20 protein-coding genes are annotated in these 18,569 nt (G+C 71.6%); 11 read left to right on the top strand and 9 right to left on the bottom strand.

The features are described from left to right. Positions 1-132: 132 nt before the first annotated feature. Positions 133-882 (bottom strand): SDR family NAD(P)-dependent oxidoreductase, encoded by a 750-nt coding sequence (locus tag GVL03_RS13535; RefSeq protein ID WP_159501533.1) that lies wholly within the window; start codon positions 880-882, stop codon positions 133-135. Between the two features lie 43 nt (positions 883-925). After that, positions 926-3,874: a glycosyl hydrolase gene (locus tag GVL03_RS13530; RefSeq protein ID WP_159501532.1), complete on the bottom strand. Its 2,949-nt coding sequence runs from the start codon at positions 3,872-3,874 to the stop codon at positions 926-928. Positions 3,875-4,058: 184 nt separating this feature from the next. Here GVL03_RS13530 and GVL03_RS13525 point away from each other — a divergent pair, with 184 nt between their 5' ends. The 3 genes from GVL03_RS13525 (at position 4,059) to GVL03_RS13515 (ending at position 6,106) form a co-directional block, all read left to right on the top strand. Beyond that, a complete protein-coding gene (locus GVL03_RS13525; protein ID WP_159501531.1) occupies positions 4,059-4,616 on the top strand; it encodes a MarR family winged helix-turn-helix transcriptional regulator in 558 nt (185 codons plus the stop codon). Positions 4,617-4,798: 182 nt separating this feature from the next. Then, entirely contained in the window at positions 4,799-5,317 is a 519-nt protein-coding gene (locus GVL03_RS13520) for an 8-oxo-dGTP diphosphatase (RefSeq protein WP_159501530.1), read from the top strand. A gap of 9 nt (positions 5,318-5,326) precedes the next feature. Continuing rightward, the gene (locus GVL03_RS13515) at positions 5,327-6,106 is read left to right on the top strand and encodes an alpha/beta fold hydrolase (protein WP_235038165.1); all 780 of its coding nucleotides are present in this window, start codon (positions 5,327-5,329) and stop codon (positions 6,104-6,106) included. On the opposite strand, the gene GVL03_RS13510 is transcribed toward GVL03_RS13515, so the two are convergent. The 4 genes from GVL03_RS13510 to GVL03_RS13495 form a co-directional block, all read right to left on the bottom strand. Continuing rightward, a complete protein-coding gene (locus GVL03_RS13510) occupies positions 6,107-6,448 on the bottom strand; it encodes a hypothetical protein (protein ID WP_159501529.1) in 342 nt (113 codons plus the stop codon). Then, positions 6,445-6,633 carry a hypothetical protein gene (locus GVL03_RS13505; RefSeq protein WP_159501528.1) on the bottom strand — a complete coding sequence of 63 codons (189 nt, stop codon included), beginning with the start codon at positions 6,631-6,633 and terminating at the stop codon, positions 6,445-6,447. Before GVL03_RS13505 ends, GVL03_RS13510 begins: the two co-directional genes overlap by 4 nt. A gap of 88 nt (positions 6,634-6,721) precedes the next feature. Then, on the bottom strand, positions 6,722-7,159 hold the full coding sequence (locus GVL03_RS13500; protein WP_159501527.1) for a DUF1622 domain-containing protein: 438 nt from the start codon (positions 7,157-7,159) through the stop codon (positions 6,722-6,724). A 10-nt stretch (positions 7,160-7,169) separates the two neighbouring features. Continuing rightward, a complete protein-coding gene (locus GVL03_RS13495; protein WP_159501526.1) occupies positions 7,170-7,469 on the bottom strand; it encodes a GNAT family N-acetyltransferase in 300 nt (99 codons plus the stop codon). A 434-nt stretch (positions 7,470-7,903) separates the two neighbouring features. Between GVL03_RS13495 and GVL03_RS13490 the strand changes: the two genes are divergently transcribed. From GVL03_RS13490 to GVL03_RS13475, 4 genes are all read left to right on the top strand, one after another. Then, complete coding sequence (locus GVL03_RS13490) at positions 7,904-8,611, top strand: winged helix-turn-helix domain-containing protein (protein ID WP_159501525.1); 708 nt, start codon at positions 7,904-7,906, stop codon at positions 8,609-8,611. Positions 8,612-8,749: 138 nt separating this feature from the next. Then, on the top strand, positions 8,750-9,676 hold the full coding sequence (locus GVL03_RS13485) for a DNA-3-methyladenine glycosylase (protein ID WP_159501556.1): 927 nt from the start codon (positions 8,750-8,752) through the stop codon (positions 9,674-9,676). Between the two features lie 71 nt (positions 9,677-9,747). Continuing rightward, positions 9,748-10,155 carry a VOC family protein gene (locus tag GVL03_RS13480; RefSeq protein ID WP_159501524.1) on the top strand — a complete coding sequence of 136 codons (408 nt, stop codon included), beginning with the start codon at positions 9,748-9,750 and terminating at the stop codon, positions 10,153-10,155. A gap of 25 nt (positions 10,156-10,180) precedes the next feature. Beyond that, positions 10,181-10,405 (top strand): hypothetical protein, encoded by a 225-nt coding sequence (locus tag GVL03_RS13475; RefSeq protein ID WP_159501523.1) that lies wholly within the window; start codon positions 10,181-10,183, stop codon positions 10,403-10,405. A gap of 188 nt (positions 10,406-10,593) precedes the next feature. On the opposite strand, the gene GVL03_RS13470 is transcribed toward GVL03_RS13475, so the two are convergent. Beyond that, entirely contained in the window at positions 10,594-11,427 is an 834-nt protein-coding gene (locus GVL03_RS13470; protein WP_159501522.1) for an aldo/keto reductase, read from the bottom strand. 107 nt (positions 11,428-11,534) lie between these two features. Here GVL03_RS13470 and GVL03_RS13465 point away from each other — a divergent pair, with 107 nt between their 5' ends. After that, positions 11,535-12,338, top strand: a complete 804-nt coding sequence (locus GVL03_RS13465; RefSeq protein WP_235038164.1) for an ABC transporter ATP-binding protein — start codon at positions 11,535-11,537, stop codon at positions 12,336-12,338. After that, on the top strand, positions 12,320-13,918 hold the full coding sequence (locus tag GVL03_RS13460; protein ID WP_159501521.1) for a hypothetical protein: 1,599 nt from the start codon (positions 12,320-12,322) through the stop codon (positions 13,916-13,918). The genes GVL03_RS13465 and GVL03_RS13460 overlap by 19 nt, the downstream gene beginning before the upstream one ends. Before the next feature lie 147 nt (positions 13,919-14,065). Here GVL03_RS13460 and GVL03_RS13455 read toward each other — a convergent pair whose 3' ends face one another. Together GVL03_RS13455 and GVL03_RS13450 are read right to left on the bottom strand one after the other, a co-directional pair. Beyond that, on the bottom strand, positions 14,066-14,902 hold the full coding sequence (locus tag GVL03_RS13455; protein WP_306770344.1) for a Cof-type HAD-IIB family hydrolase: 837 nt from the start codon (positions 14,900-14,902) through the stop codon (positions 14,066-14,068). 191 nt (positions 14,903-15,093) lie between these two features. After that, positions 15,094-16,452, bottom strand: coding sequence for an MFS transporter (locus tag GVL03_RS13450; RefSeq protein ID WP_306770343.1), 1,359 nt, complete (start codon positions 16,450-16,452; stop codon positions 15,094-15,096). A gap of 147 nt (positions 16,453-16,599) precedes the next feature. Between GVL03_RS13450 and GVL03_RS13445 the strand changes: the two genes are divergently transcribed. Further along, entirely contained in the window at positions 16,600-17,874 is a 1,275-nt protein-coding gene (locus GVL03_RS13445; protein WP_159501519.1) for a histidine kinase, read from the top strand. After that, on the top strand, positions 17,862-18,551 hold the full coding sequence (locus GVL03_RS13440) for a response regulator transcription factor (RefSeq protein WP_159501518.1): 690 nt from the start codon (positions 17,862-17,864) through the stop codon (positions 18,549-18,551). Before GVL03_RS13445 ends, GVL03_RS13440 begins: the two co-directional genes overlap by 13 nt. Positions 18,552-18,569 lie beyond the last annotated feature (18 nt).

Here is an 18,569-nt window from a genome sequence, read left to right as displayed (position 1 = left end):
GACACGGTCCCGAGGCCGCGCCACGGCGCGACGAGAAATCGGCCTCGAGAGCCGGCCCACCGGCGGCGGGGCGCACGCGCCGAGGTGCCGTCGGGAGCCGACGCCTCGGCGCGCGCCGCCGGCCACAGTCGGCTAGTCGCCCAGCACGATGCCGCCGTCGAGGTGGAAGTGCTGGCCGGTGAACAGACGCGCCTCGTGCGTGCAGAGGTAGGTGACGAGCCCGACGAGATCGTCGGGGGTCGTGAAGTCCTGCACGATCTGCTGCGCGAGCACCGCGTCGACGATCTCCGGGCTGATCCCGGTTCCGGCCAGCCCCGGTGTCTGCACGATGCTCGGCGCGATGGCGTTGACGGTGACGCCGTCCGGACCCAGCTCGCGCGCCAGGCCCCGAGTGAGGCCCACGACCGCCGCCTTCGAGGTGATATAGTGCACGCCGCCCAGGGGAGCCACGTTCGCGACCGACGAGGACATGTTGATGATGCGTCCGGACCCGCCGCTGCGCAGCTGCGGCAGGAACGCCTTGCTGACGAGGAACATCGAGTCGATGTTCACGCGCATGGTGCGCTGCCAGAGCTCGTAGTCGACGTCGTCGATCAGGGTCTGCCGGGGATGGAGCCCGGCGTTGTTGACGAGGATCGACGCGTCGCCGAGCTCTGTGCGAACCCGCTCGGCCGCCGCTGCGAGCGCCTCCGGAGAGGTCACGTCGGCGACGATCCCCACGCCGCGCCGGCCGGCCGCCGTCACCGCGGCCACGGTGTCGTCCGACGGCGCGAGGTCGATCGAGGCGACGTCGGCGCCCGCCCTGGCCAGATGCTCCGCGATGTGTCGTCCGATGCCGCGTGCGGCACCGGTGATCACGGCGATGCGTCCTTCGAGTCCCATTCTTTTTTCCCTTCTTCGCGTTCGAGAGGCCTCGGGCGCGCGATCAGCGCACCGTCACGCGCTCGATCTGAACCGGCCCGAGCAGTCCGTGGTCGCGCACGGTCACGGACTGCATGCTCGGCCGTCCGGTCAGCAGCATGCCGATGATGTCGGGCATCTCGGCGTAGTAGCCGCGCGCGATCAGCCGGTTGTTGAGGGAGCTCGCCACCCGCACGACGACCTCGTTGACCCCGCCACGGACGTCGGCGGTGATGTCCACCCGCGGCCGCGAGGTGTCGAAGCCGCGTGCGGGGCCGCCGTTGACGCGCACCGCGCCGAGGCCGCCGGCCGTGGAGCCGAGGTCGAGCACGATCCGCTCGGACGGAGCCGGCTCCTCGTCCAGCGCGAAGGTCGCCGTGTAGACGCCGACCCCGGAGACCTCGGGGCCGATCTCGGGGATCTCGCGCCAGGACCGCAGCCGCGTGTCCGGTGTCGACAGCGTCGACACCGCGGTCCGCGGCCGGACCTCGCGCGTCTCGTAGCCGAGACCGCGGTCCTCCACGATCAGCTCGTCCTCCCCGGCGTCCCAGCTCTCGACGGCGATCGCCCAGTCCTGCACGTCCGCGACGACCTCGGTGCGCTCGCTCAGCGTCGGACCCTCGCCCGAGCGGTCGAGCGTCCACAACGCGATCTCGCCCGGCGAGAGACGGGCGCGGATGATCGTGCGCCCGTCGACATGACGAACGTCCGCGTGCGGGACGACCGATCCGCTCCACGGGTCGATCCGGTACGCGGCGCCGAGGCCGTCCAGGGCGAACTCGACGTCGGTGTCCGCGCCGGTCTCGTAAAGGAAGTGGTACGCGTACAGGTGGAGGAGCTCGCCGTCCTCGCGCAGGTGGGTCAGCACGTTGCGATCGTCGGCGGCGAACTCGGCGCGGCCGATCACGCCGAGACCGCGAAGCGCATCGATCGTCTCCGACGGGTCGTCGATCTGACGCACCGTCGGCAGGGCGAGCAGGTCGTCGATCGTCGTCGCGAGCTCCGCGTCACGCCCGTCCAGGCCGGGGGTGTGCGCGGCCGCGCGAGCGTGATGCGTGTAGCTGCGCGCGCTCAGCAGCCGGAGCTCGGATGCGCCGTGCACGATCAGCAGCCGCAGTCCGGCGCGGGCCCACTCGAGCAGGAGCCGGGCCACATCCGTGTCGAGCCCGGACTGGTAGACGATCAGCGCCTGGTAGCCGGGGCCGTCCGGCTGGACGAGCCCGTCGCGCAGCTCGACCTCGTCGCGCAGCAGCAGCGATCCGTCGAAGAACTCGTACGTCCAGCCGGCGTCCTGCATCCCGAGGTCGCGCCACCAGTGGTTCTCCCGGTCGCGCATCCACATGCGGCCGTACGCGTCCTCGTCCAGCACACGCTGTCCGTCGTCGTCGATCAGGGCCATGCCCGACTCGTTGTCGGTGAAGTGGTCGGTGCGGAGGATGCCGACGTCGATGCGCGGGAGCCCCTGCCGGAGCACGGCCTGCACCCGCGCCAGCGCCTCCGTCCACTGCGGATAGAACTCGGCCGCGGGCTGGCGCTCGTCGAACCGTTCCGAGAAGACCGAGAGCATGCCCTCGTGGCCCGGCCAGTGGGTGGCGCCCTCGGCCCCCGCGGTGCTGGCCCAGCCGTGCATCACGGTCTTCGTGATCCCGGCCGCGAGCTGGGTCGCGATGATCTGATCGTAGAAGCGGTGGTCGAGCATGTGATTTCGCGTCGTGGCGCCCGTCTCGGACGAGTACTGCTTGCCGAACAGGTGCGCGGGCCCGCCCATCAGCCGGTAGGCGTCGATCTGCGAGCCGAACTCGAGCGACTCGTTCTCGATGCCGTCCACCTCGGGCCCCGGGCGAGTGAGCTCGAACGGGAGCCCGTAGCTGATCTCCGCCCGAAGCTCCATGCCGTTGGCGTGCAGGAAGTCCGCGAAGGGACGGAGCATGTTCTCGATGTACAGGTCGGTGAGGGTGCGCACATAGTCGTAGCGCACCTTCTCCACCGTGAGGCGGTGCTCGTCGGTCGGCTGGTGGTCGTAGACGGTCGAGGACGCCATGAGCGTCACGGTGCGGGTGAGGAACGGCAGCCACGGTGCGATGTCGTAGCCCCGGCGCCGGCGGAACTCGTCGGCCACGGTGCGGCCCCAGAACAGCCCGCCCGCACCGAAGGTCCACAGCTCGAGCGAGTCCATGTACATCTGCGCGCGCGGGTTGTCGGCGAGGGTGCGCCGCAGCTCGGGGGTCAGGACGACCTCGTCCCAGTAGGAGACGACCGCGTCGACGCCGTCGCGGTCGAGGTAGTTCACGGTGTAGTTGACCGACGCCGACGGCGACGCGGTCTGGCCGGTGCCGTGCATCCAGTAGCTGAACAGCATCCACGTGCCCTCGGGCGCCGTCCAGTCGAGTGCGCCGTCGCGCACGGTGCCGGTGAGGTCGACCAGCGACCCGGCGTCGAGGACGGTCGCGTCGGACTCGGGCCCCGAGAGCACGCGAGCGGCGACGACGGCGACGAACGTCTGCCGGGTGGCCCGCGCGCGATGCATCGGCATCCCCTCGGGCGCGCGGATGGCGTCGAGGTCGATCTGCGGCAGGACCCCGCTGCGGGTGGTCCCGCCCGCCACCTGCTCGACGACCACGTCGAGCTCCTGGGCCGCGGCGGGGTGATCCGGGTCGATCGTGGGCAGGTTCGCGTTCGACCAGTTCGTGCCGGAGGTGAAGCTGACCGCCATCCCCCGGCGGGTGGTCTCGTCGACCACGATCTGGGTGTCGTGCACCCACTCCTCCGCGCCCCATCCGTACCGCGCGTGGTCGATCGCCTCCTCGTCCATCGCGAGGAACTCCATGCCGCCGAAGCCGAGCCGACGGGCGAGGTCGATCTCGTGCCGCAGGGTCTCGTCCGTGTGCAGGCCTTCGGCCAGCCACCACCTCACCTCCGGCCGGTACTCGATGCCGGGATGGGCGACGAGGTCCGCGAGACGTCGGATCGACATGGGTTCTCCTTCGAACGTGAGGCGTGGTACCGATCGAATATATCGTTACCATGACGATAGTAATCGTTTTTCAGACGATATTTCCTGTCATCGCGGAAATCGGCACCCGCCTCCCGACCGGGGGCGCGGAGGGGACCACGCCACCCGTGCCCTAGCCTGAGAACCGCACGGAGAGGGAGACCGGATGGCGAGACAGCGGGACGTGGGCGAGCGCCCGCCCCTGCCCGCCGCGGCGTTCGCCCCCCTCGTCCCGGGCAACAGCCTGTCCGCCGCTCTCGCGTCGTTCGCCGTGTGGGCGAACTCGACGGCCAACCGGCGCGACCTCATGGTCCGCTGCGGATTCCCGCTCGAGGACGACCTCGCCGCCTTCCTCCTGCTGAACCAGCTCATCTACCGCGGCGCCGCCCGCCCCACCGATCTGGCGGACGCCGTCGAGGTCAGCACGTCCCAGATCAGCAAGGTCGTCGCCCGCCTCGAGGAGGCCGGGCTCGTCCGCCGTGCCCCGGATCCACGGGACGACCGCGGGGTCGTCGTCGGTCTGACCGACGAGGGCCGCGCAGTGGGCGATCGGATCGTGGCGGGCATGCACGACCACTTCCAGCAGCTCTTCCGGGATTGGAGCGACCATGATCGCGAGGAGCTCTCGCGACTCGTGGTGAAGCTCGCCCACAGCATCGACGCCGTGACCGTTCGAGCGCTGTCGCGGGCATCGGGCTACGACTGGTCCGACACGGGCGCCTGAAGCGAAAGTCTCCGCTCTCGGTCCCGGAGCGAGGAGCGAAGCTCCCAGACGAAGGGCGGCGACCGGGCTTTCCCCATCCTTCGCCGGTCGTCTGCGACCCGGGCCGCTGACTCCGCCGTCGGCCTCGACAGCGCGCGGAGCGCAAAACAGACCGGAAACAAACCGGGCGTAGCGTGACGGGCATGTCGCTTCCCGAGGTCTGCGCCGTCTACATCCTGCGCGAGCGCGCGCGCTCCGCGGAGGTGCTGCTCGGCTACAAGCGCACGGGGCTCGGGCTCGGCCGCGTCGTCGGCATCGGCGGCAAGGTCGAGCCGGGCGAGAGCGTCGTCGGCGCGGCCGTGCGCGAGGTGCGGGAGGAGACCGAGCTCCGCATCGCCGCCGCCGACCTCGAGCCGGTCGGCGTCTTCGACTACCTCTTCCCCGCCGAGCCCGCGTGGTCGCAGCGATCGCACGTGTTCGTGTGCCGGCGCTTCGCCGGCGTCCCGGCCGAGACCGAGGAGATCGTGCCCGCCTGGTTCGCCCTCGACGACGTGCCGTTCGAGCGCATGTGGGACGACGCCCGGCGCTGGCTGCCCGAGGTGCTCCGCGGCGCGCACGCGGACGACGCCACCTTCACGTTCGGAGACGATCTCGCGACGGTGACCGCCCAGCGGCAGGGCCTCGCCGAGGCCGAGACCGAGACCGCGCCCTCGGCACGGTAGCGTCGCGGAGTGGCCCATCACGAACGCTCGATCCCGGATGCGGAGCGCCCGCCCCTGTCGTTCACGTATGCGGGGGCGACACTCGTCGCCGACGAGGAGGGCCGGCCGCCGCGCGTCTTCCTGCTCGTGCACGGCATCGGGATGGGGCGGACCGTGTTCGGCGACCTGGCGGAGCACCTGCGCGGACACGGACGCGTCGTGCGCGTCGACCTCCCGGGCTACGGCGAGGCGCCCGAGCCCGCCCGCACACTCACGATGGAGCGCACCGCCGATCTCGTCGCCGCCTTCGTCCGCGAACGCGGGCTGCACCGCGCACCCGGCGGACTGGTGCTCGTCGGGCACTCCATGGGCACGCAGGTCGTCGCCGAGGTGGCGGCCCGCCATCCCGGCCTCGCCGATCGGGTCGTGCTCGTCGCCCCGACCGTGAACGCCCGGGAACGCGGCGCGGGTCGGCAGCTGCGGCGGCTCGTGCAGGACCTCGCCGTCGAGAGCCCCAAGGTCATCGCGATCGGCGCCCGCGAGTACCTCCGCGCCGGTCCGAACCTCCACCGCAAGCTCCGCGCCATGCTCGCGCACCGGCCCGAGGAGGCCTATCCCCGGATCGCCGTCCCCGCCCTCGTGCTGCGCGGAGCCGAGGATCCCGTCTCGCCCCTCGACTGGTGCCGGGACGTGGTGCGAGCCCTTCCGGACGGGCGGCTGACCGAGGTCCCGGACCACGGACACGAGACGATGATCCGGGACGCCGCGCCCACCGCGTCCCGGATCATCGACTTCGTCGGATCCCGCTGATCAGCCGCCGACGACCTTCTTCGCGAGCTCGTCCAGCAGCGCGTCGTCCGCCGAGATCCCGGCGTCGTCGAAGCGCTGCCTGAGCACCTCGACGATCCGCTCGTGGGGCCTGTCGGCGACGTCCACCCGTGTCTGCGCCACGATGCCGTCGATCTTGTCGTCGACCGAGGCGCTGTGCTGGTCCATCACGGGTGCGTCCTGCGTCGTCCCCGGGGGCGCCGGCGGCGCGTCAGACACGGATCGGTTCGGATCCGCGAGCGTCGGCGCGGGGTCGGGCTCGCTCGCGCCCTCGTTGTCCGGGTAGTTCCGCCCCGGATCGGCGTACTCGCCCGAGCCGCTCATCCGTCGTCTCCGAGAGCGAGGTCCGGGTCGGCGCCCTGCCCGGGCTCGTCCGACTCCACCAGCTCCGGGGAGTCGATGGCGTCGGCGTTCTGCTCCTCGGTCTCGCGGTCGGCGACCTCCGAGCTCTCCCATCCGCCCGGCGGGTTCGCATCGATCACACCCTCCGGAAGATCACGATCGTCCATGACGCGCTCCTCTCATCCGTCCCCAGCTTCGTCGGGGGTGCGCGCCGGACGCAGGGGATTGACGATGCCGGATGGCACGGGTAGAGGCTCAGCGCGGGTCGGTCGCCCCGCCGCCCGCCCGCTCACGCGACGCGGCGCGATCGCGACCGACCTCGCGGCCGATCACCTGCGCCCCGCTGGTGACGAGCGCCCGCCGCCACGGCAGCGTCCCCTCGATCTCGATCTGGATCGACATGGACAGCACCGTCCGGATGAGCACGATGAGACCGAGGATCAGGGCGTCCTCGACCGAGGGGTTCGACGTGATCGTCCGGATCAGGTCGGCGGCGACGAGGATCTCCAGACCCAGCAGGATCGCCCCGCCCAGCGTCGTCCGAAGCGTCGTGAACGCCGCCGTCCCGCCGGCCCCGCGGGCGAGGGACCTCGCACCGAGCACGACGGCGACGACGAACCCGATCACCATCGCGAGCGCGCCGACACACTCGAACGCGACCGCGACGACGGTGAAGACGGGTTCGATGTCCATCGCCGCGGACTCAGGCCGGCCGGCGCTGCTGCAGGATGCCGGCGCGGTGCGGGTTCGCCGCGAACCAGTCGGCGACGTACCAGCAGACCGGGATCACCTCGCGGTCCCCCTGGGTCTCGAGCTCGGCGACGGCCCGGTCGACGAGCTCGCCCGCGTAGCCGTGCCCGCGGAAGGTCGGGATGGTGAAGGCCCGGGTCATCGCGACGGAGCGTCCGTCGTCGCGGTAGTCCAGCACGCTCACGAGGTCGTCGCCGCGGTGCAGCGTGTAACGCGAGGCGTCCTTCTCGTTCGTGAATCGCAGATCCGTCACCCGCCCAGGCTACGCCTTCCGCCGGTGCCGGAGGCGGGCGCCCCGGCACTCGATGCCTCCCGGCGCGTCTCCGCGTCCGACCCGCCGAGCGACGTCATATTCGGTCACACGGCGGGGGAATGCATCCGGGGAATTGACGCGGCGCGTCCCGCACCGTAATAATCGGGTTTATGACTGACAACGCCCGCTCTCTGTCCGCCCGGGAGGCGAACGGGACTGCCGCCACCATGATGGCCGGCCGCGTTGCTCTGTGTTGTCGAATGTGCCGCTGATCGGTGACCTCGTCCGACTCGTCCGCTGGATCTGAAGCGCAGCGAGTCCGTGGTGCCGCTGAGTACAGCGAGCACCCCTCATCCGGCCCCTTCGCGGGCCGCGCACAACAACACGAAGAACCGGGCACAGAGCCCCGGCTCCCTCCCGCAAGGATTCCGCACATGTCGACCACCGCCCTTCTCGAGCACCCCTCTTCTTCCTCTCCCCGTCCGGCGCTCCGCCTCGTCGAGGACACCCCCGCCGCCTCCCCCGACCGCAGCATCCCGGCCGGCACCGCCCCCCGCGGCTTCGCCCTCTACGTCGGCTTCGACGAGGCGAAGGCCGCCGCATCCGGCGTCTCACTCGGCACGATCGTCGAGGCGCTGCGCCGCACCCTGACCGAGCTCGCCCCCGAGGCCGAGACCTACGCGACCGTCGCCCTCGCCCCCGTCGGCGCGGGCGGCCGCGACGTCGACGTGGTGCGTCTGGCCCTGCACGAGCCGTCGGCCGTCGCCCGCACGAAGCCCGAGATCGAGGTCGAGGAGCGCGCCGAGGCCGGCGTCGTCGTCGACATCTCACGCAAGCGCGTGCTGATCGACGGCGAGTCCGCCGCGTTCACCTTCAAGGAGTTCGAGTTGCTGCAGTACCTCGTGCTGCGCGAGGGTCGCACGATCGAGCGCACCGAGCTCGTCTCCTCGCTCTGGCAGCTCGGCGACGACGAGGCACCCGGCGAGCGCACGATCGACGTGCACGTGCGGCGCCTGCGCGCGAAGCTCGGCCGGTTCGAGGACATCGTGCGCACGGTGCGCGGCGTCGGGTACCGGTTCGACCGGCACGCCGATGTCGTCATCCGCTACGGTCACGGCACCCCCTCGCCCGACCGCTTCTGAGCCTCGCAGCGCTCCCGACCCGGGATGTCGGCGGGTCGCGCTTAGGGTGAGGGCATGACCCCGATCCGCACGGTGCGCGCCCCGCACCCCGGAACGGCCTCGGGGGCGGCGGCCGCCGCGGCCCCGGCGGTGCGACCGATGCCGGCGCCCGTGCCGCGACTCGAGACCACCTACACCCCGCGCCATCCGCTCGATCTGCACCGCACCGTCGTCTTCCAGCGGCGGGGCGCGAACGATCCGACGCTCGTGGTGGACGGCCCGGTCATCTGGCGCGCGAGCCGTACCCCCGCGGGCGTCGCCACCGTGGCGCTGCGCGCTGCGGGCGATGGGGTCCGGGTCGCGGCCTGGGGCCCCGGCGCCGAGTGGGCGATCGCGCAGGTGCCGGCGCTGTGCGGCGCGGACGACGACCTCGAGGGCTTCGACGCCGCGCGGCATCCGCTGATCGCCGACAGCCACCGCCGCAATCCCGGGCTCCGCCTCGGCCGTACCGGCCTGGTGTTCGACGCCCTCGCCGGTGCGATCTTCGAGCAGAAGGTGACGGGCCTGCAGGCCTTCGCCGCGTGGCGGCGCATCGTGACCTGGTTCGGCGACCGCGCGCCCGGCCCGACACCGCGGCCGATGTTCGCCCCGCCCTCGATCGACGGATGGCGACGCATCCCCTCGTGGTCCTGGCATCGCGCGGGACTCGAACCTCCCCAGTCGCGCACCGTCGTGTCGGTCGCGGCGTGCGGTGCGTCCCTCGTCCGCGCGCTCGACGGCGCCCCGGACGGAGCGACGCGCGAGGCCGTGCTCACGAGCCTGCGCGGCATCGGCCCGTGGACGTCGGCCGAGACGCGCATCCGCGCCTACGGCGACCCCGATGCGGTGAGCGTCGGCGACTTCCACCTCGCGCACGAGGTCGGCTATGCGCTCGCGGCCGGCCGCACCGACGACGACGGGATGCTGGAGCTCCTCGCCGCATGGCCCGGGCACCGGCAGCGGGTGGTCCGGCTGATCGGAGCGAGCGGAGTGCGCGAGCCGCGGCGTGGGCCGAGGCTGCATCCGGAGGACCATCGCGAGCGTTGACCTCCCTTGCGGCGGCCGCCCGGCGGGAGCACACTGGCCGAGCCACCCGCTCACGCTTCGAAGGAGAGGCCATGCTCCGACTCAACCCCTACCTGTCGTTTCGCACCGAGGCGCGCGAGGCGATGGAGTTCTACCGATCGGTGCTCGGCGGCGACCTCCAGATCGACACGTTCGAGGGCTACGACGAGATGGGCATCTCGCCCGACGAGGCCCACCTGGTGATGCACGCACAGCTCACCACCGCGGAGGGCCTGGTGCTGATGGCCTCCGACACGCCCTCCGGGATGCCGTTCCGCCCGCCGAGCGGCATCTCGGTCTCGTTGTCGGGCGACGAGGACTCCCGCCTCGAGACGATGTGGGCGAAGCTCGCCGCCGGCGGCACGGTCACCATGCCCTACGACACGCCGCCGTGGGGCGGATCGTTCGGGATGCTGACCGATCGGTTCGGCATCGACTGGATGATCGCCGCCGACGCCTGAGCCCGACGCCCTCTACGCTGGGAGCATGACGACGTCGGGAACCGGCTGGCCGCGGGGCCGCACCACGTGGATCCTCGGCACGATCCTGCTGTTCGCCGCCGGCGTCCTCGTCGGCATCCTGCTCGGCAGCGTCTGGGTCGGCCTGCTGATCGCGGCCGCCGTCTCGATCGGCTGGGTCATCGCCTACGAGTCGTGGCGTGGCCGCAACGTCGGCATCTACGACCGCGACGACGACGGCGCCCAGCTGTAGCGCCCGGGCGCACCGCCGGCTCGGCGCAGCGAGACGAAGCGCCCCGGCGGAACGGGTTCCGCGCCCCTTCGTCTCGTCGCCTACGCTCCTCGCTCAGGGACCGAAGAGGGAGATCTCCCCATCAGCGGCCGGGGTCGCTGACGACCGACGAAGGATGCGAAATCTCCCCTCTCCGGGGAGACTTCGCATCAGAACTCCTCGTGGGTGTCCGGGTCGCCGTCCCAGAGGCGCCCGCGCTCGAGGCCCGAGACGGCGGCGACCTCGGCGTCGGTGAGCGAGAAGCCGAAGATCTCGGCGTTCTCGCGTTGACGCGAGGCATCGGCGGACTTCGGGATCGGCGTGGTGCCGAGCTGCACGTGCCAGCGCAGCACCGCCTGGGTGGGCGTCACCTCGTGGCGGTCGGCGATCTCCTGGACGACCTGCTCGCCGAGCAGCTCGCTGCGGCGGGCGAGGGGGCTCCAGCTCTCGGTGTGGATGTCGTTCTTCTCGTGGAACGCGCGCAGCCGCGCCTGGGGGAAGTACGGATGCAGCTCCACCTGGTTCACCGCCGGCACGACGCCCGTCTCCTCGATGAGGCGGGTGAGCATCGCCTCGGTGAAGTTGGAGACGCCGATCGTGCGGACGAGCCCCTGGTCGCGCAGGTCGATCATCGCCCGCCACGTGTCGACGAACCTGTCGATCCGCGGGTTCGGCCAGTGGATCAGGTACACGTCGATCCGGTCGAGCCCCAGCCGCTCGAGCGATCCGCGGGCGCTCGCGATCGCCTCGTCGTAGCCGTGGTCGCGACCGGGGATCTTGGTGGCGACGAGCAGCTCGTCGCGATCGACGTCGCTGCGCCGGACCGCCTCGCCGACCTCGCGCTCGTTCTCGTAGTTGACCGCGGAGTCGAGCAGGCGGTACCCGGTGCCGATGGCCGACACGATCGCGCCGACGCCCTCCGGCCCGGTGAGCTTGTACGTGCCGAACCCGAGCTCGGGGAAGGCGGTGTCGTCGTTCAGGGTGACGGTGGGGATAGTGGCCATGCCACCATCCTGCTCCTGTCGGCCGCCGTCCGCGCCCGTGTAGCGCAACGCGCACCGTGGGTGCAAGACACCTCGTGGGCGCACCGCCGTGCTCCTAGGATGAGCGCGTGACGACACCGGCTGCCGCCCTCCCTCCGATCGCCCCGCCCTCCGCCGCCGGGCCGGCGCTCCGGCTGAGCGGACTCGTGAAGCGCTTCGGCGACAAGGTCGCGGTCGACGACCTCCACCTCGACGTGCCCACCGGCTCGTTCTACGGACTCGTCGGACCCAACGGCGCGGGGAAGACCACGACGCTCTCGATGGCGACGGGCCTCCTCCGCCCCGACGCCGGCACCGCGGTGCTCCACGGCGTCGACGTCTGGCGCGACCCGGTCGCCGCGAAGGCCATGATCGGCAACCTCGCCGACGGAGTGCGCCTGTTCGACCGGCTCACCGGCGAGCAGCTGATCACCTACACCGGCATGATGTTCGGGCTCCCCCGAGACCAGGTGACCGCTCGCACGGCGGATCTGCTCGCGCTGATGGATCTCGCCGAGGCGGCCGGCACCCCTGTCGTCGACTACTCCGCGGGCATGACGAAGAAGGTGTCGCTCGCCTGCGCCCTCGTGCACGCACCGCGCATCCTCGTGCTCGACGAGCCCTTCGAGTCGGTCGACCCGGTCTCGGCGGCGAACATCGAGGACGTGCTCCGCAGCTACGCGGGCAGCGGCGGCACGGTGATCGTCTCGAGCCATTCCATGGACCTGGTCCAGCGCATGTGCGACCACGTCGCGGTCATCGCCGCGGGCCGCGTGCTCGCCGCCGGCACCGTCGACGAGGTGCGAGGCGCCCAGACCCTGCAGGACCGCTTCGTCGAACTCGTCGGCGGACGACACCACACGGAGGGGCCCGAGTGGTTGCGACTCTCCTGAGGATCCGGTTCCGCGTCCTCGGCAACACGCTCGCCTCGAGTCCCTGGCAGCTCGTCGGGTTCATCTTCGGCGCCCTGTGGGCCCTCGGCGTCCTGCTCCTGGCCTGGGCAGGACTGTTCGCCGCGGGTCTGGCCGGCCTCGAGGTCGCGAGTCTCGTCGTCACGATCGCGGGCGGCGTGCTCCTGCTCGGCTGGACGCTGGGGCCGTTGATCATCACCGGTGTCGACACGACCCTCGACCCCGCCAAGCTCGCACCCTTCCCGATCTCGACCGGCCAGATGATGCGGGCGCTCACCGCGGCCGGTCTCACCGGGGTCCCCGGCATCGCGACGACCGCGGCCATGCTCGGCGTCTTCCTGGCGCTCTTCCGCTGGCCGGCGGCCGCGGCCGCGGCGGTCGTCTGCATCCCGCTCGGAGTCCTGACCTGCGTCGTCGCCTCGCGGCTCGTGGCGGCCATGTCGAGCGGGGCGAGCGGCAATCGCCGCGTCCGTGAGCTGATCGGCGGACTCGCGTTCCTCGTCGTGATCCTCGCAGGTCCCATCTTCATCGGCATCACGAACCTCATCGAGGCGGGGGTCACCGCGGGGCCGGACCCGCTCGAGCGCATCACCGGCATCGTCACCGCCCTCTCGTGGACACCGCTCGCGGCCGCGTGGGCGGTTCCCGGAGACCTCGCCGCGGGCGCCGTGGCGCCCGCCGTGCTGAAGCTCCTGATCGCCGCGGCCACGCTCGTGCTGCTCTGGTGGCTGTGGCGGCGCAGTCTCGTCGCAGCGCTCGTCTCGCCGTCGCGGTCGACCTCCGCGCGGGTGAAGCCCGGCAAGCTCGGGTGGATCGGCCGCGTGCCCACCGGAGCGACGGGCGCCACGTGGGGCCGGGCGCAGGTGTACTGGCTGCACGACCCCCGGTACCTGCGCCAGCTGCTGGTCGTCCCGATCTTCCCCGTGCTGATGCTCGTCTACTCGGGCGGCGACGTCACCAGCCCCGTCTTCGCGTTCGGCGCGGTGCTGGCCGCCTTCATCCTCGGCGCCGTGCCCTATGCCGATGTGTCGTACGACGGCACGGCCTTCGCGACGGTGCTGGCCACCGGCATCCGCGGGCGCGACGATCGGGCCGGACGGATGCTGGCCGCGAGCGTCGTGGGCCTGCCGCTGGTGGTGATCGTCGCCGCCGTCACCGTGGGACTGTCCGGCCGATGGGAGCTGCTGCCTGCCATCCTCGGCGCCGGCATCGGCGTGCTGCTCGGCGGCTACGGGGTCTGCGCGGTCAGCTCGGCGCTGCTCGTGATGCCGGTCGCAGCCCCGGGCGACAGCCCGTTCAAGCGAGTGCCCGGCAGCAACGCGATCGCCGGGCTCTCGGTCTTCCTGATCTGGGCCGTGATCATGGTCGTGGGCGCTCCGGCGGTCGTGCTCGCGATCGTCTCCGTGGTGACCGCGCAGTCCCTGTTCGGGTGGATCGCCCTGGCTGTGGGCGTCGTGCTCGGCTCGGTCGCGCTCGTGGTGGGCGTCGTCGTGGGCGGTCGCATCCTCGACCGGAACGGGCCCGCGCTGCTCGAACGCCTCCGGTCGTTCAAGAACGCCTGACCGTCACCTGCCCCGCCCGCTCGCCCGCTCGCCCGCTCGCCCGCCGACGGCCGAGCACGCCCTGCTCGCTCCGTGTCTCAGTTGTGCAGCACGACGACGCCCCACACCTGCATAAATGAGACACGGAGAGTGCGGGGGGGCTCCGGATCAGCGGGGGATCAGCTCGTCGAGCACCCGGATGACGCCGTGGTCGCGGTTCGAGGGCGCGCGGTGCCGGGCACGCGCCACGACATCGGCGTGCGCGTTCGCCATCGCGTAGGAGTGCTCGGAGGCATCCATCATCTCGAGGTCGTTGAGGTAGTCGCCGAAGACGACGGTCTGCGCGGGGGTCACGCCGAGCACCTCCTGCAGCCGGCGCAGCGCCCTGCCCTTGTTGACGCCCGGGTTCATGATGTCCACCCAGTGCGCGCCCGAGACGACCACCTGCTGCGATGCGGCGACGTCGGCGAGCGCGGGGGCGGTGGTCGTCTCGGCGTCGCCGAAGTCGAAGATCGCGACCTTCAGGATGTCGTCGTCGACCGCGTCGAGATCGGCGACCTCCTCGAGCCGTGCGTAGTACTTGTCGGCCTCCGTCCGGAACGCCTCGTCCGTGCGCTCGATGTAGGCCGACCACTTGCCGCACAGCACCACGCCCATGTCGTGCCGCATCCCCCGCGCGGCGGCGACGACGTCCGCAACGACCGCGGGCGCCATCGTGTCGGAGCTGAGCTCCTCGTCGCTTCGGACGACATACGTCCCGTTCTCGGCGATGAAGACCATGTCGTCGCCGTGCGCGCCGAACTCGCGGCGCAGGGTCGCATACTGACGCCCGCTCGACGGCGCGAAGAGGATGCCGCGCTCCCGCATGCGATCCAGCAGCGGCCACAGCTCCTCGGGCACCCGCCCCGACTCGTCGAGGAGCGTGCCGTCCATGTCGACCGCCACCAGGCGGATGTCGAGCAGAGCGGCGGGAGCGGCGGATGCGGATGCAGTTGCAGATGTCACCCCTCCATCCTCTCCCGCGCCACCCCACCGCTTCTCCGTTCGCTCCCCCGAGAAACCAGATACACCGCGAGACATCACGTTATGCGCGGTGTCTCGCGGTGTATCTGGTTTCTCACGGGGCTTCGGCGGCGGCCGGGCGCGGCGGCGCAGGCGCCCGTGCGGTGCGGCGCGCGGCGTGCCCGCGACGCGCCTCAGGTCGACAGCGGTGGCGTCGCGGTCGCGTACGACGCGGACAGCCGCCTGTACGGCCGCGAGGCGAGCGCGAGCGCCACCACGACGAGCATGACGAGGCTCGCGCACACGAACAGGAGCGCGATCCCGCGTGCCTCGCCCTCGCCGAGCAGCCAGCCCCACCGCCTGCGCCCCGCATCCGTCTCCATGTACGGGATGAGCCAGAACTGGGCGAGCGGACCGATGAGGAAGGCCGAGACCGGGGACGCCGCCGACTCGACGCTCGCCGCGAACCCGAACACGCGCCCCTGCTTCTCGTAGGGCACAACGCGCTGGATGATCGTCTGCTCGGCCGCCTCGGCGATCGGCATGAGGCACATGAACAGCAGGAGCCCGAGCGCGTAGAGCCACCACCACTCGCGCAGCGCGAACGTGAGCCCGAGCACCGAGACGCCCATGTTGACCAGCAGCAGCGTCCGCACCGGGTTCGGACCCAGTCCGAACTTCGCGACGAGCCCGCCGCCGACGATGAAACCGATGCTCGTGACGCCGAGGACGACGCCCCAGATCTCGACCGAGAACAGGGTCAGGCCGTACGGGTCCATGAGCGCCATGAACACGCCGCCGATCAGGTTGTTGAACGTCGTGAAGACGATGAGCGGCATGAGTCCCGGCACCGATCGGATCGCCGGGATCACTCCGCGGAAGCTGATCCTCTTCGGCGGGGCGTCGGGGTCCTGCAGCACGCCGCGTTCCGGGATGGCGACGAAGAGGAGATGCACGAACGCCACCGCGGTCGCGACGATCGCGATGAGCACCGTCGGCCCCATCCCGAGGAGCCCGACCGAGAGCCCCGAGAACACGCTCGTCACCATGAAGGCGATGCCCTGCACGGTGCCGACGAGCCCGTTCGCCCTGTCGCGGCGGTCGGCCGGGACGAGCAGGGTGACGGTCGTCGACAACGCGATGTTTCGGAGGTTCTCGACCACGCCGCCCACGAGGATCACCCCCGCGAACAGCCAGAACCACGGGCCGCCCCAGTCCACGAGCACGGCCTCCGAGAAGGAGAGGAACATCGCACCGGCCAGCAGGTAGGTCGCGAGAGTGACGGTGCTGGAGAGGACCATCACCGCCTTCTTCTTCATGTGGTCGACGAGGGCGCCGAACACGACGCCGAAGACCGCGACCAGGAGCATATAGCTGCCACCGATGATCGACGTCGCGAGCACCGACCTCGTCTCGAGGTACGCCCAGAAGGTCAGCGCGAACCACAGGTAGCTGGTGGTCACGTTGGCGACCAGCGTGTTCGCCAGCACCTGGTAGAAGCTGCGCATGGTCTCGCGCCCCTGCGCGACGGGAGTCGCAGCACGGTCGGTCATGGCGGCCTCCGGTCGTCGGGTGATGAGGCGACCATTCTCGCGCGGGCCGCCGACATCCGTCGAGGAGGTGCTCGTTCGGGTTTTCCCTACGCCGGATGTCGGGATGACTCGGCTGTGCGGACGCTGGCCCGGTCCTACCGTGGAGACATGACATCCGCTGTGCTGCCTCCCCCGACACGCGCCGTCGCGCTCTCCCCCGGCCGGGTGGCCGGCGCGATCGCCCAGCTGGCCGCGCTCGGCTTCGTCGGCCCCGCCGTCTTCGGCGCGCTGTTCGCCGTCCTCGGCACCGGCATCGGGCTCATCCCGGTGCTCGGCATCGGACTCGTGCTCGTCATCGGATGCGTCTACGCGCTCTTCGGGATCGCCTGGGTCGAGGCCGCTCGGATCGACGGGCTCTACGGCCTCGGGCTCCCGCCGCTGCGTCTGCGTCCCCGCGCGGCTCCGGGCTTCCGCGGATTCCTGCTCGCCCTGTGGCGGCAGTTCATCGACCCGACCGTCTGGCGCGCCGTCGCGAGCGCCGGCATCGCGACCGTGCTGGGACTCGTCGTCCTCTCGATCGCCACAGCGCTGGCAGCCTCCGTCACGCTCGCGTTCTCCCCGCTCTACGCCGACGGAGACGCGGTGATCGACGCGTGGGGCATCGGGCTCGAGGTGCAGACCGCGTGGGCGCCGCTGGCGGGGATCGTCGGCGCGCTCGGCGCGCTCGCGATGCTGTTCGGGCTCGGAAGCCTCCACGGGGTGATCTCGCGCGCCCTGCTGCTGCCGTCCCGGGAGACCCGGCTCGCCGAGGCCGCGCGCACGTCCGACGCTCAGCGGGCCGGCGCCATCCGCGCCTCCGAGGTCGAGCGCACCCGCATCGAGCGGGATCTCCACGACGGGGTCCAGCCCCGGCTCGTCTCCGTCGGGATGACGCTGGGCCTGGCGCAGCAGAAGATCGACGACGACCCCTCCGCCGCGAAGTCGCTCATCGAGGAGGCGCACACCTCGACGAAGGCGGCGATCACGGAGCTGCGGCAGCTCGCCCGCGGCATCCACGCCTCCGTCCTCGACGACCGCGGTCTCGACGCCGCCCTCTCGGCACTCGCCGCCCGCTCCCACGTCCCCGTCCACCTCGACGTGCGGATCGACGGGCGCTGCTCCCGCGATGCCGAGACCGCCGTCTACTTCGCGATCGCCGAGTCGCTGACGAACGCCGCGAAGCACTCCCGCGCGGGCGAATGCCGCGTCGTGGTGCGCGTGCGGGACGAGGGTGCGCTCTGGGCGCGCATCGAGGACAACGGCATCGGCGGCGCGCGGGTGCTGCCCGGCGGCGGCCTCGACGGGATCTCCAACCGTGTGCTCGCCGCCGGCGGCACCGTCCGACTCGACAGCCCGCAGGGCGGGCCCACCGCGCTGGAGGTGAGCGTCCCGTGCGCATCCTGATCTGCGAGGACTCGGTCCTTCTGCGCGAGGGGCTGGTGCGTCTGCTGGAGGATGCCGGCCACGACGTGGTCGCGGCGCTGCCGGACGCCTCGGCGCTCGACGAGACCGTCGCCGCCGGTGTGCCCGAGCTCTGCATCCTCGACGTGCGGCTGCCGCCGACCTTCACCGACGAGGGCATCCGCGCGGCACTCCGCCTGCGCGCCGCCCACCCCGAGCTGCCCGTGCTCGTGCTCTCGCAGTACGTCGAGGAGCGCTACGCGAGCGAGCTGGTCGTGGCCAGGGGCGGTGCGCTCGGCTACCTGCTCAAGGACCGCGTCGCCGACGTCCGGGACTTCCTCGAGACGGTCGATCGCATCGGCGCCGGCGCCACCGTGCTCGACCCGGAGGTCGTCGCCCAGCTGCTGAACCGACGCACCCGGGACGAGCGGATGCAGCGCCTCACCGAGCGCGAGTCCACCGTGCTCGCGCTCATCGCGGAGGGCCGGTCGAACCAGGCGATCGCCACGACGCTGTTCCTCTCCGAGGCCTCCGTCGAGAAGCACATCACCGCCATCTTCCAGAAGCTCGAGCTCGAGCCCGACGAGTCCGGCAACCGCCGCGTGCTCGCCGCCCTCGCGCACGTCGAGCACGGGGCGCCCGATGCGCCCCGACCGCCGCAGACAGGAACAGCACGATGACCACGATCGCTCCCCCGC

The organism is Microbacterium sp. 18062, assembly GCF_902706225.1.
Classification (GTDB): domain Bacteria; phylum Actinomycetota; class Actinomycetes; order Actinomycetales; family Microbacteriaceae; genus Microbacterium.
The sequence above is the reverse complement of the archived record's forward strand: the minus strand, read 5'-3'. Positions and strand labels throughout refer to the sequence as shown.